Here is a 19937-nt window from a genome sequence, read left to right as displayed (position 1 = left end):
ATAAAATGGCGGCGAAAACTTTATCCAATCCGTAGCATGATGTCACCCCGGAAACCCTAAATAATGCAGGCTGTTAGCGGCTTTGACACCCATAAAAACGTAAATTTTCGTCAGGATTAAGACTTGCAAAACCGGGCGTAAAAGCATAAAAATACAAAAAATACGAATAAACATTCACTGAGGGTTGGCCGTGAAGGAACGTAGTACCGAACTGGTTCAGGGTTTTCGCCATACCGTTCCCTATATCAATGCCCACCGGGGTAAAACCTTTGTCATCATGCTGGGTGGCGAAGCGATTGAGCATGAGAACTTCTCTGGCATCGTTAATGACATCGGCCTGCTGCACAGCCTGGGCATCCGCCTGGTGGTGGTTTATGGTGCCCGACCGCAGATTGATGCCAGCCTGGCGCAGCAGCAGCTGGAGCCGGTTTATCATAAATTTACCCGGGTGACCGACGCGCAATCGCTGGAGCTGGTCAAACAGGCCGCCGGCCGGCTGCAGCTGGATATCACTGCCCGCCTCTCTATGAGTCTCAACAACACCCCGCTGCAGGGCGCACATATCAATGTGGTCAGCGGCAACTTCATTATTTCACAGCCGCTGGGCGTGGATGATGGCGTGGATTACTGCCATAGCGGGCGTATCCGTCGTATCGATGAAGAGGCGATTCATCGCCAGCTGGATAACGATGCCATTGTGCTGATGGGCCCGGTGGCGGTGTCTGTTACGGGCGAGAGCTTCAACCTCACCTCGGAAGAAGTGGCCACGCAGCTGGCGATTAAGCTGAAAGCGGAAAAAATGATCGGCTTCTGCTCTGAGCAAGGCGTCCTGAATAGCGAAGGTGAAATTATCTCTGAGCTGTTCCCGAATGACGCGCAGGCCCGTATCGACGAGATTGAAAAGGAAGGCGATTATCTTTCCGGCACGGTTCGCTTTCTGCGTGGCGCGGTGAAAGCCTGCCGAAGTGGTGTGCGCCGCAGCCATTTAATCAGCTATCAGGAAGATGGCGCACTGTTGCAGGAACTCTTCTCACGCGACGGTATCGGCACGCAGATCGTTATGGAGTCGGCAGAGCAGATCCGCCGCGCCAATATCAACGATATCGGCGGCATTCTCGAACTGATCCGGCCGCTGGAGCAGCAGGGCATTCTGGTGCGTCGCTCTCGCGAGCAACTGGAAATGGAGATCGATAAGTTCACGATTATTCAGCGCGACAATCTGACCATCGCCTGTGCCGCACTCTATCCGTTTATGGATGAGAAGATTGGCGAGATGGCCTGTGTGGCGGTTCATCCTGATTATCGCAGCTCCTCACGCGGAGAGATGCTGTTGCAGCGCGTGGCGTTGCAGGCAAAGCAGATGGGACTGGAAAAGCTGTTTGTGTTGACCACGCGCAGTATCCACTGGTTCCAGGAGCGCGGCTTTACGCCGGTTGATATTGAGTCACTGCCCGAAAGTAAAAAAGAGATGTATAACTATCAGCGCCGTTCAAAAGTGCTGATGGCCGACCTCACCTGATTCACCGCAGAAGGGACAATCACCCACATCGTGATCTGTCCCTCTCTTCTCAGCGCGTTTCCGCCAGTCGCTCTACCAGACCGCTGCGCCGCTGCGTTTGCTGCTGCACGGCACGCTGAAACACGCCAGGTTCACTGTAAATAGTCAGTTGTTTACGCGCACGGGTAATCGCGGTATAGACCAGTTCACGGGTCAGAACCGGCAGAAACTGCGTGGGCATCACCAGCGCGGTGTGATCAAACTCCGACCCCTGCGATTTATGCACCGTCATCACCCAGGCGGTTTCATGCGAAGGCAACCGGCTCGGCTGAATTGCCTTGATCGACCCATCGGGTAGCGGGAAAAAGACTTTCAGGTTGCCCTCTTCATCCCGCAGCGTAATGCCGATATCGCCATTAAACAGGCCGAGTGCGCTGTCGTTTCGGGTAATCATCACCGGACGACCTTCATACCAGCGGCTACCCATGCCAGGACGCCGGATGCGCTGCAGTTGCATCAGTCGCTGCTCAATACGCTGGTTCAGACCCTGAACGCCAAAGGGTCCGTCACGTAACGCGCACAAAAGCTGATAACGACCAAAAGCGGTTATGATCTCAGCGGGTGGTGCGTGCTGCCTGATGAGCTGCAGGAAGGGCTGGTAGCCCTGTGCGACTTCGTCCAGCATTCCCTGATAGGCTTCTGCGCTGTTCAGCGGCTGGTAACTGACATCTTTATGGGCCGCTGCAAACACCGCTCTGACCTGGTCGGCATCACCCTGATTAATCGCTTTTGCCAGCTGGCCGATGCCGGATGCGGCGTCAAACCGATAACTCTTTTGCAGCAGGCAGATGCTGTCGCGCACTGCTGGTGCCTGCGCATCGTCACTGCCCTGCAACGTGCAGCCGGTCAGCTGGGCGAGCTGTTCTGCCCGCGCCAGGCTGTAGCCGCTTTCCGTGCAGCGGCAGATATCTCCCAGCACCGCACCGGCTTCAACAGAGGCCAGCTGATCGCGATCGCCCAGAAACACTACGCGGGCATGGGCAGGCAGCGCGGCGATCAGTTTTGCCATCATTGAGAGATCGACCATCGACGCTTCATCGACAACCAGCACATCCAGATGCAGCGGATTACCGGCATGGTAGCGTAGCCGCTGGGTATCCGGCTGAGCGCCCAGCAGGCGATGCAGCGTAGTGGCTTCCGCAGGAAAACGCTGCCGTTCTTCGTCGCTGACGGCCAGATCCTGCAGTGCCCTGCCCAGTGACTCGGTCAGCCGCGCGGCAGCTTTGCCCGTCGGTGCCGCCAGCTGGATGCGCAGCGCGCCCGGATTCAGTCGAATCAGGGCGGCGAGCAGTTTCGCTACGGTGGTGGTTTTGCCGGTGCCTGGCCCGCCGGAAATGACCGCTGTTTTGCGGGTCAGCGCCACTGCTGCAGCAATTTTCTGCCAGTTCTCTGGCTGGTCGTCAAACAGGCTGTTAAGGACATCTCCTGCGGCACGGATATCAAACGCGGTTTTCACTTCATGGGCAGCAAAAAAATCGACAACGCGGCCTTCGCTTTGCCAAAGCCGATGCAGATATAGACGCTGGTTGCTGAGCACCAGTGGTGTCACCCGGCTGCCATCACTCACCGCCGGCCAGTCAGCGAAGTGTGATAACCAGTCATCCGGCGCGCCAGCAGCCTGCCAGATCGCCTGGGCCAGCGCAGGCTGACGTCCGGCAAACAGGTGCGCCTCACAGAGATTGCTCAGCGGAAAACAGACGTGCCCTTCACCGGCCTCAGCGCTGACGCAGGCGGCAGCGAGCAGCCGCGCAGGCTGTGATTCCGGCACCACGAGTTGTGCAAACTGAATATCAAGCGGACGCAGGAGACGCTTCTCTACTGCCTGCTGCAGCAGACTCAGCATGTCACTCATGGCATCTCCCCGGTTTCACCAAACAGTGCATCGATCGCTTCCACAAAGGCTTCGCCAGGTCGGGTGGCAAAAATGCCGTTGTCCGGCGAGCTGCCGTCCATCCCGCGTAAAAACAGATAAAAGACGCCGCCAAAATGTTGCTCATAGTGGTAGTCCGGCAGGCGATGTTGCAGATAGCGATGCAGCGCCAGCGTATAGAGCTGGTATTGCAGATCATAACGGTGGCCGATCATGGCCTGCGCCATCGCCTCGGGTGTGTAAGCGGCATGGCTATCGCCCAGCCAGTTCGATTTGTAATCGAGCAGATAATATTTTCCCTGCCAGCGGAATACCAGATCGATAAACCCCTTGAGCATGCCGCGCACCTGACGAAAATCCAGCGGGGCGGCCTGCAGAGAGAGGCTGTCGTGCTGGCGCAGCAGATCGTCAAGATCGGCCGCCGTCAGCAGATTGTTGATCGGCAGATAGAACTCCATTTCGATCAGTCGTTCGCTGCTTTTAATTGCCGATAGCGTCAGCCCTTCCGCGTTAAGCGGCGTATGCAATACCCGCTCAATCCACTGTTCCAGGACCGGTAACCAGTCTGACGGATAGCCATTATGCTGCAGCTGATCCTCCAGCCAGACGCGATCCGGCGGTTCGGTAAAGTCGATCGACTCAAACAAACCGTGCAGGAAGGTGCCCGGCGCCGCACCGCGCGGAAAATGGTGCGGTGTCAATGCAGCCTCTTCACCACTCTCGTCCTCGCCCGCCGCATCAATATCGAAGTTTGGCAATGCATCAAGAAGTGACGAGCTGTGATGCTGTTGCAGGCCGGAATAGCTGGTGACCCGCCAGGCATCCGCCAGTGCGCGGGTCACGTCGCGACTGCTCAATACCTCATTGCCGTGCTCAGCGTCCTGCCACCTTTCTCCCGGCATCAGATCGGTTTCAACCAGCGCAATCCCCTCACCGGTCAGCGCATTCAGTTTCTGGCTGAGCTGCTGCGCATCCGCCGCCTCACCCTGCTGCACCAGATACCCGAGCGCGCTTTTGTGCAGATCGCTTTCGCCCTCTTTTTTTCGCGTGCCTTTAATCAGCGGTGCAATGCCGACGCTGCAGTGATAGATCGAGCGGGTCAGCGCCACATAGAGCAGACGCAAATCTTCCGCCAGACGCTCCTCTTCGGCTAACGCCAGACTCTGTGCATCGCCCTGCACATCAAGCAGCGCCATGAAGTTGTCACGATCGTGATAAAGCGCGCTGGCCGCCTCGCGGAATCCGGCAGCAAACGGCAGCCATACCAGGGGATACTGCAGCCCTTTCGATTTGTGGATGGTGACGATTTGCACCAGATGGCGGTCGCTTTCCAGACGCAGCTGCTGGCTGGCGGCCTGGCTGTTTGGTCGGGCAATCTGCTGCGCCAGAAAACGCACCAGGGCGTGAGGACTCTCCAGCTGTACTGAAGCTTCCTGCAGCAGTTCACCCAGATGCATCAGGTCCGTCAGGCGACGTTCCCCGTTCTCCGAGGCCAGCATATTTTCCGCCAGCTGCCGCTTGATCATGACATCACGCAGCATCGGTAACACGCCGCGCTGGTGCCACAACTGCTGCCAGACGGCAAACTGCTCCACCAGCGCATCCCACTCGCGTTCATTCTGTGTCAGCGCATCCAGCGTCGCGGCATCAATAGCAAAAATAGAGGTGGCCAGTGCGCTACGCAGCAGCCGTTCCTGTTCAGGAGCCTGAATCGCCTGAAGTAACCAGAGTAATTCGCGCGCTTCCGGCGTGGTGTAAACGCTGTCCCGGCTGGAGAGATAGACCGAGGGAATTGACAACGCATTCAGCGCGTCGCGAATCAAACCGGCCTCATTGCGACTGCGCACCAGCACGGTAATATCAGAAGCCCGCACTGGCTGTAGCGCGTCGCCTTTGCCCAGGCAGGCACGTCCCTGCTGTCCGGCCACCAGCCAGCGGCTGATATCCGCCGCACACTGTTGCGCCATAAACTGCTGGTAATCGCTGTTACCGACGCCCTCACCGGGCTGCAGCCAGAACCGCAACGCCGGTTGCTGCTGCTCGTCAAAAATCAGCTTCAATGACTGGTTGGGCGCAGCGGGAATTACCGGCTGAAAGGGGATCGCCGAAAACAGAAAAGGCGAATCGATCTGAGAAAAGAGGCGATTGACGCTCTCGACCATCTCAGGTGAAGAACGCCAGTTAGTATCAAGTGTGTAGTGAGCACTGACTTCGTTTCTGGCCCGCAAGTAGGTAAAAATATCCGCACCGCGAAACGCATAGATGGCCTGCTTGGGGTCACCGATCAGAAACAGCGCCTGTTCTGGCTGATTAATGTAGAGCGTACGGAAGATGCGATACTGCTGTGGATCGGTATCCTGAAATTCATCAATCAGTGCCACCGGGAAACGCGCCCGGATAGTTTCAGCCAGCAACACGCCGCCCGGCTGCTGCAACGCTTCATCCAGCTTACTGAGCAGGTCATCGAAACCTAACAGCGCACGTAACCGTTTCTCGCGCTGAACTGTGGCTCGTACATCGGTCAGCGCCTGCGCAATGATCACATCCCGCAGCGACAGCGGTTCTGCCAGAAACTGATCAACAGCCTCAAACAGCGAATGGCGCGGTGCTTCACCCTTTTTCGTTTTCTCATCAAGCACCTGCTGTCCAAAACGCTCCAGCTCTTTAGGCAACTGATAATCACGCGTTTCGCTGCTGGCCCACTGCGTGACGCGGGCGACCCAGTTGGGCAGGTGTTTACTGCTATAGCTACGCTTATCAACGCCAGATGCGCTGATCATCCCTTCAACATCGGCGCTCAGCGCCTGCCACTGCTGCTTCATGGCGTTGATGCGCGCCAGATTGCGGGCGTGACGTGACGCCAGATCCTCATCGGCAGCGGGCGGCCGTTTGAGCACTGGTGACTCACCCTGTAGCCAGGGGCGCAGTGTCGTCAGCAGGCTGTCGGGTCCGCTCCACTCTGCGGCGATAATCCGTGCCACATCCAGACTGAGTGGATAGCACTGACGCCGCCAGAAATCGGCAGTGGACTGCTTGAGCAGTGCCTGTTCATCTTCTATCAACTCCTGCTCGAATAGCATGCCCGATTCAAACGCGTTGAGATTCAGCATTCGCTGACAGAAGCCGTGAATGGTGAAGATGGCGGCTTCATCCATCTGGCGTTCAGCCGCCAGCAGCTGCGCAGCGGCCTGACTCAGATCGGGCATCTGCGCCAGCAGCAACTGGTGCATCGGATTGCGGCTTTCGCCGCGAATACAGGCCAGCCGCAGCTGATGAATATTCTCGCGGATGCGGCCGCGTAACTCCGCCGTCGCGGCCTCGGTGAAGGTCACCACTAAAATTTCTTCTACCGAGAGTGGCCGGCTATACGCGTTTTCGCCGCCGAGTCCCAGCAGCAGGCGCAGATAGAGCAGACCAATGGTAAAGGTTTTTCCGGTGCCTGCTGATGCCTCAATCAGCCGCTCGCCTCTGAGCGGCAGCGTTAAGGGATTCAGCGATACGGGCGGTAACTGCGTCATTGGGTCTCACTCTTAACCGGCAGCGACTGCTGCAGTTTCGCCAGTTCTTTCCAGGTTTTCCAGCCAGGCTGGTGGGCAAATTCAACCTTGCCGTTGCCGGTGCCGGCAATCTGCGACGTCATCACCATGCCCTTGTGTTCGATCACCGCCTGCCGGAAAAAGTCAGCCAGGCTGGCCGGGGTTAAGCGCGCCACCTGCTCGGCCATTTTTTGCCGGGTGTTAAACAGATCATTCTGTCGATCAAAGTCGCGGCTATAACGGTCCGCTTCCTCAAAGAGCGTCTGAGGACGCTGCTGCAAATCATTGATCATCGCCTGCTGATACTGAACAAAGTCTGCCTGACTCATGCTGCGAAGACGCTTTTCTGCCTGCGGATAGAAGGCCTGATAGCGCTGCAATAGCCAGCCCGGTTGCTTGCTATTACTCTGCAGCAGGAAACCGATGCCCCACTGACGGCCCACTGGCATCTGGAAGGCAAAGACGGCATAGCCGAGCTGCTCTTTGGTGCGCAACTGATTGTAGAACCAGGGCTGCACAATCTGACTCAGCATAGAACTGTGCGCCATGCTCTGATATTCGCTGTATCCCAGTGGAACATAGAGCGCGGCAAGGGCGGAGTCAGTGCTGCTGCCCTGCTGTTGCAGGTTGGCTTTCATCGGTTTTTTAATGGCCACATACTGGCTGTGCCAGTCGCGGGTCGCATTACTCTGCACCTGCTGTTTAAGCTCATGTCCCAGTTGCTTCACACTCTCCGCACTGAGATTACCCACCACCAGCATCTCCGGGGTCGCGTCGCGGAACAGCGAGTCGCGATAGGTCGTTACATCCTTCAGTGTGAGCGTGCTCACCAGCTTGCGACGGGTTTCGCGCTGGGTATAAGGCAACTGTGAGAGCAACTGCATCGGCTGAATCGCCTGTTCAAACGCCTTGCCTTTCTCCGCCGCGTCCAGCCGCTCCAGATACCAGGATTTAGCCTGCGCCAGCTGCTGTTCTGTCGGCTGGAAGGTGGCATAACCTTCTACCAGTTTCTTCAGCAGCGTGGGCAGGCGCTGAGTAAAGCCACTGGCGCTGAACACCAGCCCGTCATCCTCACCAGTTGAGAAGCTGATGCCGCCCACCGAGGCCTGTGAGTTTAACGTGTCCAGTGCCAGACTTGAGAGGTAGTCATTGAGGCCAAACAGCACCTGCTGACGGGCATCGCTGATAGCATGCCGGTTACGTAACGCGAGGGTTATGGCCGCTTTGGGCTCGCTGGCATAATAGCGGCTGGGCATCCAGTAAATGCGCATACCATCTTCGTTATCCAGCTTCACCGGATGCTGATACGTTTTACCGTCTGATGGCAACAGGGTGAAGTCATCCGGGATATAGGGGTTCAGCACCGGCATCGCCAGCGAAATCTGACTGGCGCGCTGCTGCCAGTCGGCAAACGTTTGTGGCGTGATCTTCTCAACCTGATAAGGCGCTTCCACAAAATAGGCGGTTTTATTGTGCGGCTCCTGCGGACTGATGTACCAGATTCGCGCATGCTGCGGGGTCATCTCTTCAAGCCGGGATTTGATCGCCGCGGCATCGTACTGATCCGCCAGATAAGGTGCATCCAGCGTATCTTCCACCGGTACGCGCAGCATGGTATCAACCAGCCATTCAATATAATCCATATCGCGGGTAATAGAGGGGTAGCGGAAGTCGAGTGCCAGCACGTGTGAAACTTCGTCGAAATAACGCTTATCATCGCCCTGCTGACGCAGCAGATGGATGTAGCTGAAGATCGCCGCCACCACGTCATCACGCTGTGCCAGGCCTTTATCCGTGAGTGAGACGGTAATAGCAAACACGCCGCTATTACGCTCGGTCATTGGGTCCGCGCCTGCATTCACTCCATCGGCCAGTCCCTGTTTTTGCAGCCAGTCGGTGAGCGTGTTTTTACTGCGATTACTGATTAAGTAGCTAATCAGCGTGTCGGTTTTACTGCGGAAGCGATCACTGTTGTTGGCAATGCGGAACTCAATTTTAAGCTGCTTGCGCGGCTGTGCAGGAACGTAATGAATAATGACGCCCTGCTGGGCATCGGTCACCACCGGCACCGTAATGTCTGGCACGCTGGCATTATGATTTTGTACCCGCCCAAAGGTTTTAGCTGCAATTGACGCCATTTCCGGCAGCGGTTTATTGCTGTAGATCACCGCCTTCATCAGGTTGGCGGAGTAATGAGTATGGTAAAAATCGAGCAGCGCCTGGTGCAGTTTGCTGCCGGGTTTATCTTTCAGGGTTTCAAGATTGCCGCCCGAGAAACGTGATGCCGGATGTGCCGGGTTCAGGGTTTCAGCACCGACCTGTGCCATACGCAGGCCATCACGCGAGCGGGCCATGGTCAGCTCCGCATTCACAGCATGGCGCTCACGGTCGGCATTAACCGGATCCAGCAGCGGCTCGGCCACGGCATCCGCCAGGCGATCCACCGCAGGCTCCAGCGAATCGTTTTCCACTTCCAGATAAAAAGCGGTGCGGTAAGAGGCCGTGCTGGCGTTGTGGCTGCCGCCATGCTTTTTCAGGAATTCAGCCAGATTGTCGGGTTGCGGATAATGTTTTGAGCCCATCAGCACCATATGCTCAAGGTAGTGCGCCAGCCCCGCCTGCTGATCGGGATCGTCCAGCGATCCTATCGGCAGCGTCAGCGCCGCCAGCGATTTCGGCGCCACAGGATCGGAAACCAGTAACACCGTCATCCCGTTGTCCAGCCGTATAGCCTGATAATGACGAGGATCCTGTTCACTTTTGTGAATGGTGTCGTTAACTGGCTGCCAGCCTGAAGATGTCTGCGCCTGTGCCGTGCAAGCCACCAGGCTTAACATTAGCGCCGCTATCCAGCGTGCGTGTACCCGCATCTAAACCCCTTTCATTTCCCGATAAGCCGCCAATATCGGACGCGGCGGCTCAAAGCAGAGCAAAATTGCTGTGTAATGAATCAGTTAGCAAAACGCTTTCTGATGGCTATTCATCATCCTGATGTGCAGCCAGCACCGGTAAATACCAGCGCTGTGCCGCCTCAGTTATCTGTTGTAATTGTGGCACATCCAGTACCCGGCAAAGACGTTGCAGATAGGGATCGCTGCCTTCACCCTCAACCTGATAGTTGCCAGACCAGGCCGTCAGCAGGCGATTGCGCGCCTTGAGCTGAGTCGCCTCATCAGTCAGCAACTGCTGACTTTTTTTGTCATAGCTGGCGGTGAGCCATGCGCCGCCGCTCCTGTTGAGCAGCATCAGCGGCTGACGCATACCGGCAAGATAGCCAGCGACATACTCATTCAGGGCAGCGATCGCCTCTTGTTGCGGTACGGCAAGGAAACACCAGCGGCTTTGCTGCCGGCCAAACATCCGGCTGCTGCCGGTGCCTCCCAGCGCGCAGTAGACCAGATGCTCCAGCCAGAGCAGCAGTCCGTCGTTCATATTGAGCACGCCAGGTCGCCAGCGCAGTAATCCATCACCCTGCACCTGTGTCAGCCAGCCGGTTAAGCTGACCTGCTCAAGTTGCAGATTCACTTCCCAGCTCTCGCCGTCGCTGCGTTGCGTCACGACTTCTGCCGCCACTTCCTGCATCTCATCACGCTGCGCCTGCCAGAACAGCTCACCGAAGGCGCCATAAGGCAGATTGCCGGCCGCACGATGGTATGTATAGAGCCGCTGCGTATCCTCGCCTTCGACCAGAGCATTCAGCAATTGTGCGTTGATCTGATAACGTTCCAGGTTGTCGAGCGCAAACGGCTCGCTGTCAGGCAGTTCGTCCTCCTCCAGCCAGAAGCTCACGCCAAGCCGCTGATGAAACCAGGCACGCACCGGATGCCGCCAGAAGCGCAGAAGCGCCTCCAGTGTCAGCGCATCCGTTACCGGCGCCTCAAGTGGCTGAACAAAATCGGGCTGGGGCTGCCCCGTCCCCTGCGCGGCAGGCAGCCATTCACGCGCGAAACTCTGCATTCTGGCCGCCGGCTTAAAGTTCTCCGCAGCAAAGGGCATCCGGCTGTGCAGGTGCTGCAAATGCATCCGCACCCGTTCAGCACTCTCATCCAGCTCAAGGTGCCCATCACCGTCCAGATAAAAACTTTGTCCGATGTACTCCAGTAATTCTGTGACCAGCACCGAAGGGTAGCGTTCCGTATTATCCTGAATCGCCCGGCCGATATAGCTGATATAGAGCTGCCGCTGTGCCGAAATCATCGCTTCCAGGAAGAGGTAGCGGTCATCATCGCGGCGACTGCGATCGCCTTTGCGGGACTGTTGCTGCATCAGATCAAAGCCTAATGGCGCCAGGGTGCGCGGATAGACGCCGTCATTCATGCCCAGCAAACAGACCAGCTGAAAAGGGATGGAGCGCATCGGCATCAGGGTACAGAAGTTAATCTGTCCTGCCAGGAATCGCTGGCTGATGCGTTGCTGATCAAGCCGGCTACGCAGATCATCGCGCAACAGCGCCACCGGAATCGCCTCTTCAAACCGTGCATCCATGCCATATTCAATCAATTGCTGCCACTGCTCTTCCACCAGCAGCAAGGCGGCCTCGGTTTCTGCATCGGGGCTGAAAAAGGCGTTCAGCAGTTCCCGGCACAGGGTCAGCCAGGCCGCCAGTGGCCGCGGTTCAGCTAGCCGCTGTCGCCAGTGATTAAGCCGTGAGAGCAGCTCTGCCAGATGGCCCGCCAGTTCGCCTGCCAGACCACCCGACTCGTCATAAGGCAGAATCCCCTCCCAGTCTCCATTGTGGCTCTCCATCGCATAGCCCAGCAGCATACGCTGCAGGCCAAAACGCCAGGTGTGCTGCCCGGTGACAGGAAGTGAAAGGGCTTCAACACTGGCATCATCCAGCCCCCAGCGCACACCCGATTCGCTGACCCAGCGCCGCAGTAAGCGCAGGCCGCTTTCATCAATGGCGAAGTGGGAGGCCAGCGCCGGAACATCCAGCAGCGCCAGTACATCCTCTGAGACAAAACGGCTGTCCGGCAGTGCTAACAGATGAAGAAACGCGACAATGGCCGGATGCGCCTGACTGGCACGGCGATCTGAAATGGCAAACGGCAGATAGCGATCGGCAGGTGCGTTGGCGAACACAGCCTGAATAAACGGGGCGTAGGCGTCGATATCCGCCACCATGACGATGATGTCACGCGCTTTCAGCGTCGGATCGGCCTCCATCATCGCCAGCAGATGATCCTGCAATACTTCAACTTCACGCTGCGCACTGTGACAGACCTGCACCGCAATTGAGCGATCCGCCGGATCCAGGCAGCGCTTCTGATCGCTGTGCGCCAGTTCCGCCGCATTCAAGCCGATAACGGCGTTATCCTGCAGATTGAGAAGATCGTGCTGCATGCAGTGCAGCAGGTTGTCTGGCTCGACATCCACAAACGCATCGATATCGTCGTTAGAGTCCATCTGACTGAGCAGAAACAGGTTATCGCGCCCCAGCTTGCCCCATGAGGCGAGCAACGGATTGGTCAGCTGCTGTTCGCCCGCGTCGTTAAACAGCGCGGGTGCCTGCTCTGCATCCCGGAAGAGTCCGCGAGATTCATCAGCACCATGACGTCGGCGCTGACGGCTTTGCAGTTTTGCCAGAAACGCATAGTCCTGAATGTCACCCCAGTAATCGCGGCAGGGATTGGTGAACAGCAGATGGATGTCGATGTGCCGTCCCAGCGCCTGCAACGCCTGCAGGTAAACCGGCGGCAGCGCAGAGATGCCACAGATGAAGATGCGTTTGGGCAGATTTTCCGGCGTGCTTTTCGCCTGCCCGAGCGTCTGGATGAATCGTGAATAGAGGTTGGCACGGTGCCATTCAGGCTGCCCCAGCGCCTGGGTATAACTCACCAGATCGCGCCACAGTGCGGCCTGCCAGCGCTGCGCCTCGCCCAGCCCCTCAATGGTTTCGCCACGCTCCCAGCTATTGAGCCAGTCGGCGCGATAGACCAGATACTGGTCGAACAGATCGGCTACGCGGGCGCTGAGCTGAAACAGCTTTCGCTTATCCCCGTCGTCATGGAGATAGTGGCGTAAAGAGGTGAACTCTTCCTGCTCCAGCATCACCGGCAGCCGGTGCATCAGCTTCCAGCCCATGCTGGCCTTACTGAAGGCACTTTCAACCGGAATATCAGGCAGAACGCGGACGAACATCTCCCAGATAAAACTGGCAGGCAGCGGGAATTCGATATTGGCCGCAATACCAAAGGTTTGCGCCAGCTCCATTTGCAGCCACTGCGCCATCCCCGGGCTCTGCACCAGCACCATTTCTGAGGCGAAAGGATCATCAAGAGGATCATGTTTAATCACCGCAGCCGCCAGAATTTTCAGAACATCAAGCTGATTTGAGTGATAAACGTGAAACATGAAAACTCCTGTGATAACTCAGAACATGACTGCGGTATTGCGGCACTCTCACTTTACCGCGTATCGCCGTTGAAACCCATCAAAAGGGCGACCCGCGACGTTTAACAACGCAGGCGTGTCAGGCTGGCACTACGCTGATAAGGCCCCGTTACGTCAGCCCGCTCCAGAGTGCAGCCTGAGGGACTGCTCTGCTCTTGCAGCGTGGATTTCCAGCCTGCCACTTCATGCCCTGCCAGACGTTGCTCAGCAACCCGCCATGCCTCACGCTGATACCATTGCTGGCTGAATCCCACTGCCAGTGCGCGATGATAGTGCAACAGGGTGTTGCTGCTTAATGCCATTAACAGCAGAGCAAACAACACTTCCGGCAGGCTGAATCCATCGCGCTTACAAACAGGCTGCCAGAGGCGTGAGCGGGCAATAGTCGATCCAGCCATGCGGCAACGCGGTAATCTGATTGCCCTGTAGCCGGACCCAATGCCAGACCGCCATGCCACTGCCGCTTGCCTCACCTTTAAGCAGACCTTCATCCTTTTCTCCTCGTTGTAAACAGCTGCGCCAGCCCTGGCGATCATCCTGCTGACAGCGGGCCGCCTCACTGGCTGGCCAGTTCAGGGATAAACCCCATTGCAGCGCCGACTGCGCCCGCCAGAAATCCTGCACAAACTGCTGCTCATCGGCCAGCAGTCGCATTCCCTGCTCTGACATCTTTCGGCTGGCGTGCAGCGTAAAACTCCCGATGACCATAATCATTAACACCATGCCCATGGCGCTGCTGCCTCGCTGCTTCACAGGTTCTCTCCCTCAATCCAGCTCTCCACGGTTTCAAGCCAGCGACCAGCCCGACCCTGCAACACTATCCTGACCTGCCTGCCCTGCTGGCTCACGCTGAACTGCTCCAGCGTCATAAACGCGGGATCGGAGAGCCGCTCCCAGCCTGCTGACTGACACTGCTCAACACCACGCTGCATCTCAAGCTGCTGTTGTCGCAGGCGATAACCGTAATAGTCACTCTCTGCATGGCTTACCCCTTCCCATTGACCGTTGCTGTTTTCATCCCAGCGCAGCAGCAGGCAATTTTCACTGATTTTCAGTGCCTCCTTGCCACACTCACCGTGACAATAACCCGCACGCCGCACCGACTTTTCCAGCGTTGCCATCATCTGCTGTAACTCCTGACGCAGCTGTGCCCGTTGCAGCACACCCGCGTTCTCTGCCAGCAGCAATGGCAGAAAACGGCCAACACTGAGCATGATGACGGCGCTGATTGCCATGGCGATCAGCATCTCCAGCAGGCTGAATCCTGCGATTTTCAACGGCATGTTTCCTCATCGATCATGCAGAGGCGAATACGGGCTCTGGCTGAGATAATCAGACGTATGCGTCCGGCGCGATTTCCCAGTTCAATGCTGCCCGCTCTGGCGACATTGCGGCGGCCATAGAAACCCGGTTCACCCCGGATGCCATAGAGCACAACATCCGGGTGCGGCGCGATGAAATGCAGCCGTTTCCCGTGACCGCAACCCGTCACAGGGCGGCTTCCGGCACCGATACACCAGGGCTCGCCAGGCTGTGACCATAGCACCAGGTCGCTATTCTGCCGGTTGGCCTGGGCGCGCAGCCGTAGCAGGAATCCCTGCAGTTGCTGAGCGCTGTCAAGTAGCGCCTGCCGCTGTTGCCAGCGCTGCCAGCCATTCATCGCGGCAAGACTCAGCATGCCAGCAATGACCATCACCAGCAGCAGTTCCGGCAGAGTAAAACCACGTAAGTATGCTGTTTTCATCACCGCAGAGTGCGGGGTACGAGAAGGTGAAACAAGGCGTGTTGTAGCAGACTGGAAAGCGCATTGCAGAGAATATGCCCCATCAGCAGACAGTGGCAAAAAAGAACGAGCGGTGCCGCAGATTTGCCGGTTTGCAGGCAAAAAAAAGCCCCGGCGAGGTTGCCAGGGCGTTATTTTCTATCTATCGCAAATCAGACAGCGACAGGGGCTTTGATCGCAGGATGGGGATCGTAGCCTTCAATCTCGAAATCGTCGAACTGATAATCAAACAGTGATGCCGGTTTGCGTTTGATAACAAGTTTTGGCAGCGGACGTGGCTCACGAGTCAGCTGCAGACGCGCCTGTTCCAGATGGTTGCTGTAGAGGTGCGTATCACCGCCGGTCCAGACGAAATCGCCCACCTGCAGATCGCACTGCTGCGCCACCATATGCACCAGCAGCGCATAGCTGGCAATGTTAAACGGCAGGCCCAGGAAGATATCGCACGAGCGCTGATAAAGCTGGCAGGAGAGCTTGCCGTCCGCCACGTAGAACTGGAAGAACGCGTGGCAGGGAGCCAGCGCCATCTCACTGAGTTCACCGACGTTCCAGGCTGACACGATAATCCGGCGAGAGTCAGGATCGCGCTTTAGCTGCTCCATCACCTGACTTAACTGGTCAATTTCCTGACCGCTGGCTGTTCCCCAGCTACGCCACTGCTTACCATAGACCGGGCCGAGATCGCCGTTCTCATCCGCCCACTCATCCCAGATTGAGACCTTGTTTTCCCTGAGATAAGCGATGTTGGTGTCACCTCTCAGAAACCACAGCAGCTCATGAATAATGGAGCGGATATGGCATTTTTTGGTGGTGACCAGCGGAAAACCATCCTGCAGATTGAAACGCATCTGGTGGCCAAAAATTGAAAGCGTACCGGTGCCGGTACGGTCAGCTTTTGGTGTGCCTTCGTGCAGCACATGTTGCATTAAATCCAGATACTGTTTCATTTTTCCTCGCGAAATTGTGGCTGCGGGCGACGACGATACGCCCAGATCATCATAATAATACCGGCAACAATCATTGGCACAGAGAGGATCTGTCCCATACTGATTCCGCCTTCAAACAGGCCAAGCTGGGCATCCGGCTGGCGGAAGAACTCAACGATAATACGGAAAGCGCCGTAACCAATCAGGAACAGGCCAGAGACGCTACCCATCGGGCGTGGCTTACGGATAAACAGGTTCAGGATGATGAACAGCACCACGCCTTCCAGCGCCAGTTCATAGAGCTGGGAAGGATGACGCGGCAGTACGCCATAAGTGTTGAGCAGCGCCTGATATTGTGGATTGGTGGCGGCCAGCGCGACATCTTCGCTGCGGGAGCCCGGGAACAGCATAGCGTAACGGAAGCCCGGATCGACACGGCCCCAGAGCTCGCCGTTAATGAAGTTACCGAGACGACCAGCACCCAGACCAAACGGGATCAGCGGCGCAATGAAATCAGCAACCTGGAAGAAATGTCGTTTGGTACGGCGGGCAAAGACCAGCATCACCACAATCACCCCGATCAGGCCACCGTGGAACGACATGCCGCCATCCCAGACTTTAAACAGATAGAGTGGATTTTCCAGGAACAGCGGTAAGTTGTAGAAAAGCACATAGCCGATACGTCCGCCCAGGAAGACCCCCAGGAAACCTGCATAAAGCAGATTCTCAACTTCCTCTTTTTTCCAGCCGCTGCCAGGCTGATTGGCACGACGTACAGCCAGCCACATGGCGAAAACAAAGCCCACCAGATACATCAGACCGTACCAGTGAAGCGAAACCGGTCCGAGCGAGAAGATCACTGGATCGAACTGCGGAAATGCAATATAGCCGTTATTCATCATTCACCGTCTATTTTTCAACCCTGAAAAGGGGCATTGTCAGGCACATAAATTAAGGCTGCGCATAATAGCACAGCCGGTTTTCTGAATTGTCTTGCAAATGTAAACGCGGATAACGCGCAAAGCCTGAGCCGGTGTGGTACTAACGACCACCGCGAATCAGCCCGCCTAATCCACGCCGCTCCATAAAGGCCGAGACCAGATGGCGCACTTCCGTGGCGGTGTCGGCCTTCATCCCCTGCTCGCTGAGCTTCTGCGCTTCTTCGTGATCCAGATGGCGCAGCAGGTATTTAACGCGCGGTACGTTTTTACCGTTCATGCTGAGATGGTGATACCCCAGGCCAACCAGCAGTGCGACACACATCGGATCGCCCGCCATTTCACCACACAGGCACAATTCCAGATTGGCCAGGCGGGCTTCCTGTGCAATCGCATTCAGCGCGCGCAGCATCGCCGGATGCAGCGAGTCATAAAGGTTTGCAACACGGGTGTTATTGCGGTCCACCGCCAGCAGATACTGCGTCAGGTCGTTGGTGCCGACCGAGACAAAATCGACGCGTGACGCCAGATGCGGGATCATAAACAGCATCGACGGCACTTCGATCATGATCCCGATACGCGGTCTGGGAATCGGGAAGCCCAGCATCTCTTCCACTTCGCGACCGGCGCGATCGATCAGCTCTTTTGCATCATCGATTTCGTCGATATGACTGATCATCGGCAGCAGAATACTGAGGTTGCCAGAGGCGGCGTTGGCGCGCAGCATTGCGCGTACCTGCACCAGGAAGATTTCCGGCTGATCCAGCGTCAGGCGAATGCCGCGCCAGCCCAGGCAGGGATTCTCTTCACTGATCGGCATGTAAGGCAGCTGTTTATCGGCACCCACATCCAGCGTTCGCAGCGTCACTGGCTTGTTGCGAAACAGCTGCAACATACCCTGATACTGAGCCACCTGCTCCTCTTCCGACGGGAAGCCATTCTGCAGCATAAACGGGATTTCGGTGCGGTAGAGACCGATGCCATCCACCCAGTCGCCCACCGTCTGCTCATGTTCCGGGCTTAAGCCAGCGTTGAGCATCACCTGCACGCGCTCGCCACTTTTCAGCTCACCCGGCTGATCGACCACGCCTTCCGCCATTTTGCTCAGCGCGTTCTCTTCGCTGATCAGCCGCTGATACTCCTGGACCAGCACCGGCTCAGGATCGATCAGCAGCTCACCGCGATAACCGTCGACGATCAGCAGGCGTTTGTTGAGCTGATGAGGCTGGATGTCAGCGCCCATGACTGTCGGGATCCCCATCGCGCGGGTCAGGATCGCCGCATGGGAGTTGGCTGCACCGTCACGCACCACTACGCCCGCCAGCCGCTCCTGCGGCAGCTCAGCTAAGGTCGTGGCGGTCAGCTCATCGGCCACCAGCACAAAGCGTTCCGGCCAGGCATTGGTGCCGACCAGGGTGTCATCGAGGTGGAACAGCAGGCGCTGGCCCAGCACCCGCAGATCGCCTGCGCGTTCACGCAGGTAGTTGTCAGTCAGGCTGGCGAACTGTTCAGCAAACTTCTCGATCACCTGTTTCACCGCCCATTCCGCGACCGATCCACGCTCGATCTCATCGAACAGATCTTTCTTCAGACGGGCATCGGTTAACAGGTGAGAGTAGAGATCGAAAATGGCCGCGCTCTCTTTTTGTGCGCTGGCGCTGAAACGTTTGCTGAAACGGCGAAATTCATTGGTTGCTTCGCTCATGGCGAGCGACAGACGCTCACGTTCACGATGAACATCCAGCGTTGAGGCAGCGGAGACCTGATCGAGCAGAGGCTGCGTCTCATCGACCCAGCCCGGTGCCACCGCCACGCCAGGCGCTGCCGCAATCGCACGCACCCGGGTCTGTCGGAACTGACCAAACAGCTGGCCCATTTGAGATTGCGACAGCAAAGCCGCCATCTGCGTAGCCAGCGTGACCAGAAACGACTCTTCGCTTTCATCAAACTGACGGTGTTCGCGCTGCTGCACCACCAGCACGCCAAGGAGCTGGCGGCGGCTGATAACAGGCACGCCGAGGAAGGAGCGATAGCGCTCCTCTTTCACTGCGGGGATATATTTGAAGCTGGGATGGCTTTGGGCGTCAGCAAGGTTAATTGGTTCGGCCAGACGGCCCACTAAACCGACGATACCCTCGTCAAAAGCCAGCGTTACGGTGCGGCCACGCGGTTTTTTGAGTCCGCGCGTCGCCATAAGGTAATAGCAGCGACGGTCCTGGTCGGCGAGGTAAACGGAACAGACTTCCGTATCCATCGCCAGACAGATCTCATTGACCAGGATGTCGAGTGCTTCATTGAGACGCGGCGCACTCGCCACTTTTTCTACAATTTCACGCAACTGAGTGAGCATAAAGGGCGTGGCCTATCCTCTCTTACGACGATGGGCAGGATTATTTCGCTGCCCCGCACTCTCCTGCATAGACATCACCACGCCAGCGAATTCCTTCATCACCCGACGATAAACATCGCGCTTGAAGGAGACAACCTGACGCACCGGATACCAGAAGCTGACCCAGCGCCAGCCATCAAATTCAGGCGTGCTGCTGCGCTGCACATTGATATCCGCGTCATTACACATTAACTGCAGAAGAAACCACTTTTGTTTCTGGCCGATACATACCGGCTTTGTGTCCCAACGCACCAAACGTTTTGGCAACTTGTAACGTAACCAGTTGCGGGTAGAGGCAAGTATTCGAACATCTTTCCGATGCAATCCGACTTCTTCGAACAGTTCGCGATACATCGCCTGTTCTGCGGTTTCACCGGGATTGATGCCTCCCTGAGGAAATTGCCAGGAGTGCTGTCCAAAGCGCCTGGCCCATAACACTTGTCCCTGCCGGTTACAGATTACGATACCAACATTCGGGCGGTAGCCATCATCATCGATCACCGGACTACCTCAAAGCAAAATTTGAATGGGCTGATTGTTTCAC

13 protein-coding genes are annotated in these 19937 nt (G+C 57.0%); 1 reads left to right on the top strand and 12 read right to left on the bottom strand.

The window, feature by feature from the left end; all coding sequences use genetic code 11:
* Positions 1-190 precede the first annotated feature (190 nt).
* Complete coding sequence (gene argA, locus EE896_RS04060; protein WP_003853937.1) at positions 191-1519, top strand: amino-acid N-acetyltransferase; 1329 nt, start codon at positions 191-193, stop codon at positions 1517-1519.
* A gap of 49 nt (positions 1520-1568) precedes the next feature.
* Here the strand turns inward: argA and recD are convergent, their stop codons facing one another.
* The 12 genes from recD to rppH form a co-directional block, all read right to left on the bottom strand.
* Positions 1569-3410: an exodeoxyribonuclease V subunit alpha gene (gene recD, locus EE896_RS04055; protein WP_140916641.1), complete on the bottom strand. Its 1842-nt coding sequence runs from the start codon at positions 3408-3410 to the stop codon at positions 1569-1571.
* Positions 3407-6946, bottom strand: a complete 3540-nt coding sequence (recB, locus tag EE896_RS04050) for an exodeoxyribonuclease V subunit beta (protein ID WP_140916640.1) — start codon at positions 6944-6946, stop codon at positions 3407-3409. Before recB ends, recD begins: the two co-directional genes overlap by 4 nt.
* Positions 6943-9834 carry a pitrilysin gene (gene ptrA / locus EE896_RS04045; RefSeq protein ID WP_140916639.1) on the bottom strand — a complete coding sequence of 964 codons (2892 nt, stop codon included), beginning with the start codon at positions 9832-9834 and terminating at the stop codon, positions 6943-6945. The genes recB and ptrA overlap by 4 nt, the downstream gene beginning before the upstream one ends.
* A gap of 106 nt (positions 9835-9940) precedes the next feature.
* Positions 9941-13318 (bottom strand): exodeoxyribonuclease V subunit gamma, encoded by a 3378-nt coding sequence (gene recC, locus EE896_RS04040; RefSeq protein WP_140916638.1) that lies wholly within the window; start codon positions 13316-13318, stop codon positions 9941-9943.
* Between the two features lie 101 nt (positions 13319-13419).
* Positions 13420-13755 carry a prepilin-type N-terminal cleavage/methylation domain-containing protein gene (locus EE896_RS04035; protein WP_003853945.1) on the bottom strand — a complete coding sequence of 112 codons (336 nt, stop codon included), beginning with the start codon at positions 13753-13755 and terminating at the stop codon, positions 13420-13422.
* Positions 13706-14110 (bottom strand): DUF2509 family protein, encoded by a 405-nt coding sequence (locus tag EE896_RS04030; RefSeq protein ID WP_033743127.1) that lies wholly within the window; start codon positions 14108-14110, stop codon positions 13706-13708. Before EE896_RS04030 ends, EE896_RS04035 begins: the two co-directional genes overlap by 50 nt.
* A complete protein-coding gene (locus tag EE896_RS04025) occupies positions 14107-14640 on the bottom strand; it encodes a prepilin peptidase-dependent protein (RefSeq protein WP_033763051.1) in 534 nt (177 codons plus the stop codon). The genes EE896_RS04030 and EE896_RS04025 overlap by 4 nt, the downstream gene beginning before the upstream one ends.
* Entirely contained in the window at positions 14631-15101 is a 471-nt protein-coding gene (locus tag EE896_RS04020; RefSeq protein ID WP_003853948.1) for a prepilin-type N-terminal cleavage/methylation domain-containing protein, read from the bottom strand. The genes EE896_RS04025 and EE896_RS04020 overlap by 10 nt, the downstream gene beginning before the upstream one ends.
* Before the next feature lie 191 nt (positions 15102-15292).
* Positions 15293-16087, bottom strand: coding sequence for a thymidylate synthase (gene thyA, locus EE896_RS04015; protein WP_140916637.1), 795 nt, complete (start codon positions 16085-16087; stop codon positions 15293-15295).
* Positions 16084-16965, bottom strand: a complete 882-nt coding sequence (gene lgt / locus EE896_RS04010) for a prolipoprotein diacylglyceryl transferase (protein WP_003853950.1) — start codon at positions 16963-16965, stop codon at positions 16084-16086. Before lgt ends, thyA begins: the two co-directional genes overlap by 4 nt.
* Positions 16966-17107: 142 nt before the next feature.
* Positions 17108-19354, bottom strand: coding sequence for a phosphoenolpyruvate--protein phosphotransferase (gene ptsP, locus EE896_RS04005; protein ID WP_003853951.1), 2247 nt, complete (start codon positions 19352-19354; stop codon positions 17108-17110).
* Between the two features lie 12 nt (positions 19355-19366).
* The gene (gene rppH / locus EE896_RS04000; RefSeq protein WP_003853952.1) at positions 19367-19894 is read right to left on the bottom strand and encodes an RNA pyrophosphohydrolase; all 528 of its coding nucleotides are present in this window, start codon (positions 19892-19894) and stop codon (positions 19367-19369) included.
* Between the last annotated feature and the right edge of the window lie 43 nt (positions 19895-19937).

The organism is Pantoea eucalypti (assembly GCF_009646115.1).
GTDB lineage: Bacteria > Pseudomonadota > Gammaproteobacteria > Enterobacterales > Enterobacteriaceae > Pantoea > Pantoea eucalypti.
The sequence above is the reverse complement of the archived record's forward strand: the minus strand, read 5'-3'. Positions and strand labels throughout refer to the sequence as shown.

Coding starts and splice junctions, on each gene's coding strand:
- recD (WP_140916641.1), bottom strand. CDS start 3,410: ATGAGTGACATGCTGAGTCTGCTGCAGCAGGCAGTAGAGAAGCGTCTC.
- recB (WP_140916640.1), bottom strand. CDS start 6,946: ATGACGCAGTTACCGCCCGTATCGCTGAATCCCTTAACGCTGCCGCTC.
- ptrA (WP_140916639.1), bottom strand. CDS start 9,834: ATGCGGGTACACGCACGCTGGATAGCGGCGCTAATGTTAAGCCTGGTG.
- recC (WP_140916638.1), bottom strand. CDS start 13,318: ATGTTTCACGTTTATCACTCAAATCAGCTTGATGTTCTGAAAATTCTG.
- EE896_RS04035 (WP_003853945.1), bottom strand. CDS start 13,755: ATGGCTGGATCGACTATTGCCCGCTCACGCCTCTGGCAGCCTGTTTGT.
- EE896_RS04025 (WP_033763051.1), bottom strand. CDS start 14,640: ATGCCGTTGAAAATCGCAGGATTCAGCCTGCTGGAGATGCTGATCGCC.
- EE896_RS04020 (WP_003853948.1), bottom strand. CDS start 15,101: ATGAAAACAGCATACTTACGTGGTTTTACTCTGCCGGAACTGCTGCTG.
- thyA (WP_140916637.1), bottom strand. CDS start 16,087: ATGAAACAGTATCTGGATTTAATGCAACATGTGCTGCACGAAGGCACA.
- lgt (WP_003853950.1), bottom strand. CDS start 16,965: ATGAATAACGGCTATATTGCATTTCCGCAGTTCGATCCAGTGATCTTC.
- ptsP (WP_003853951.1), bottom strand. CDS start 19,354: ATGCTCACTCAGTTGCGTGAAATTGTAGAAAAAGTGGCGAGTGCGCCG.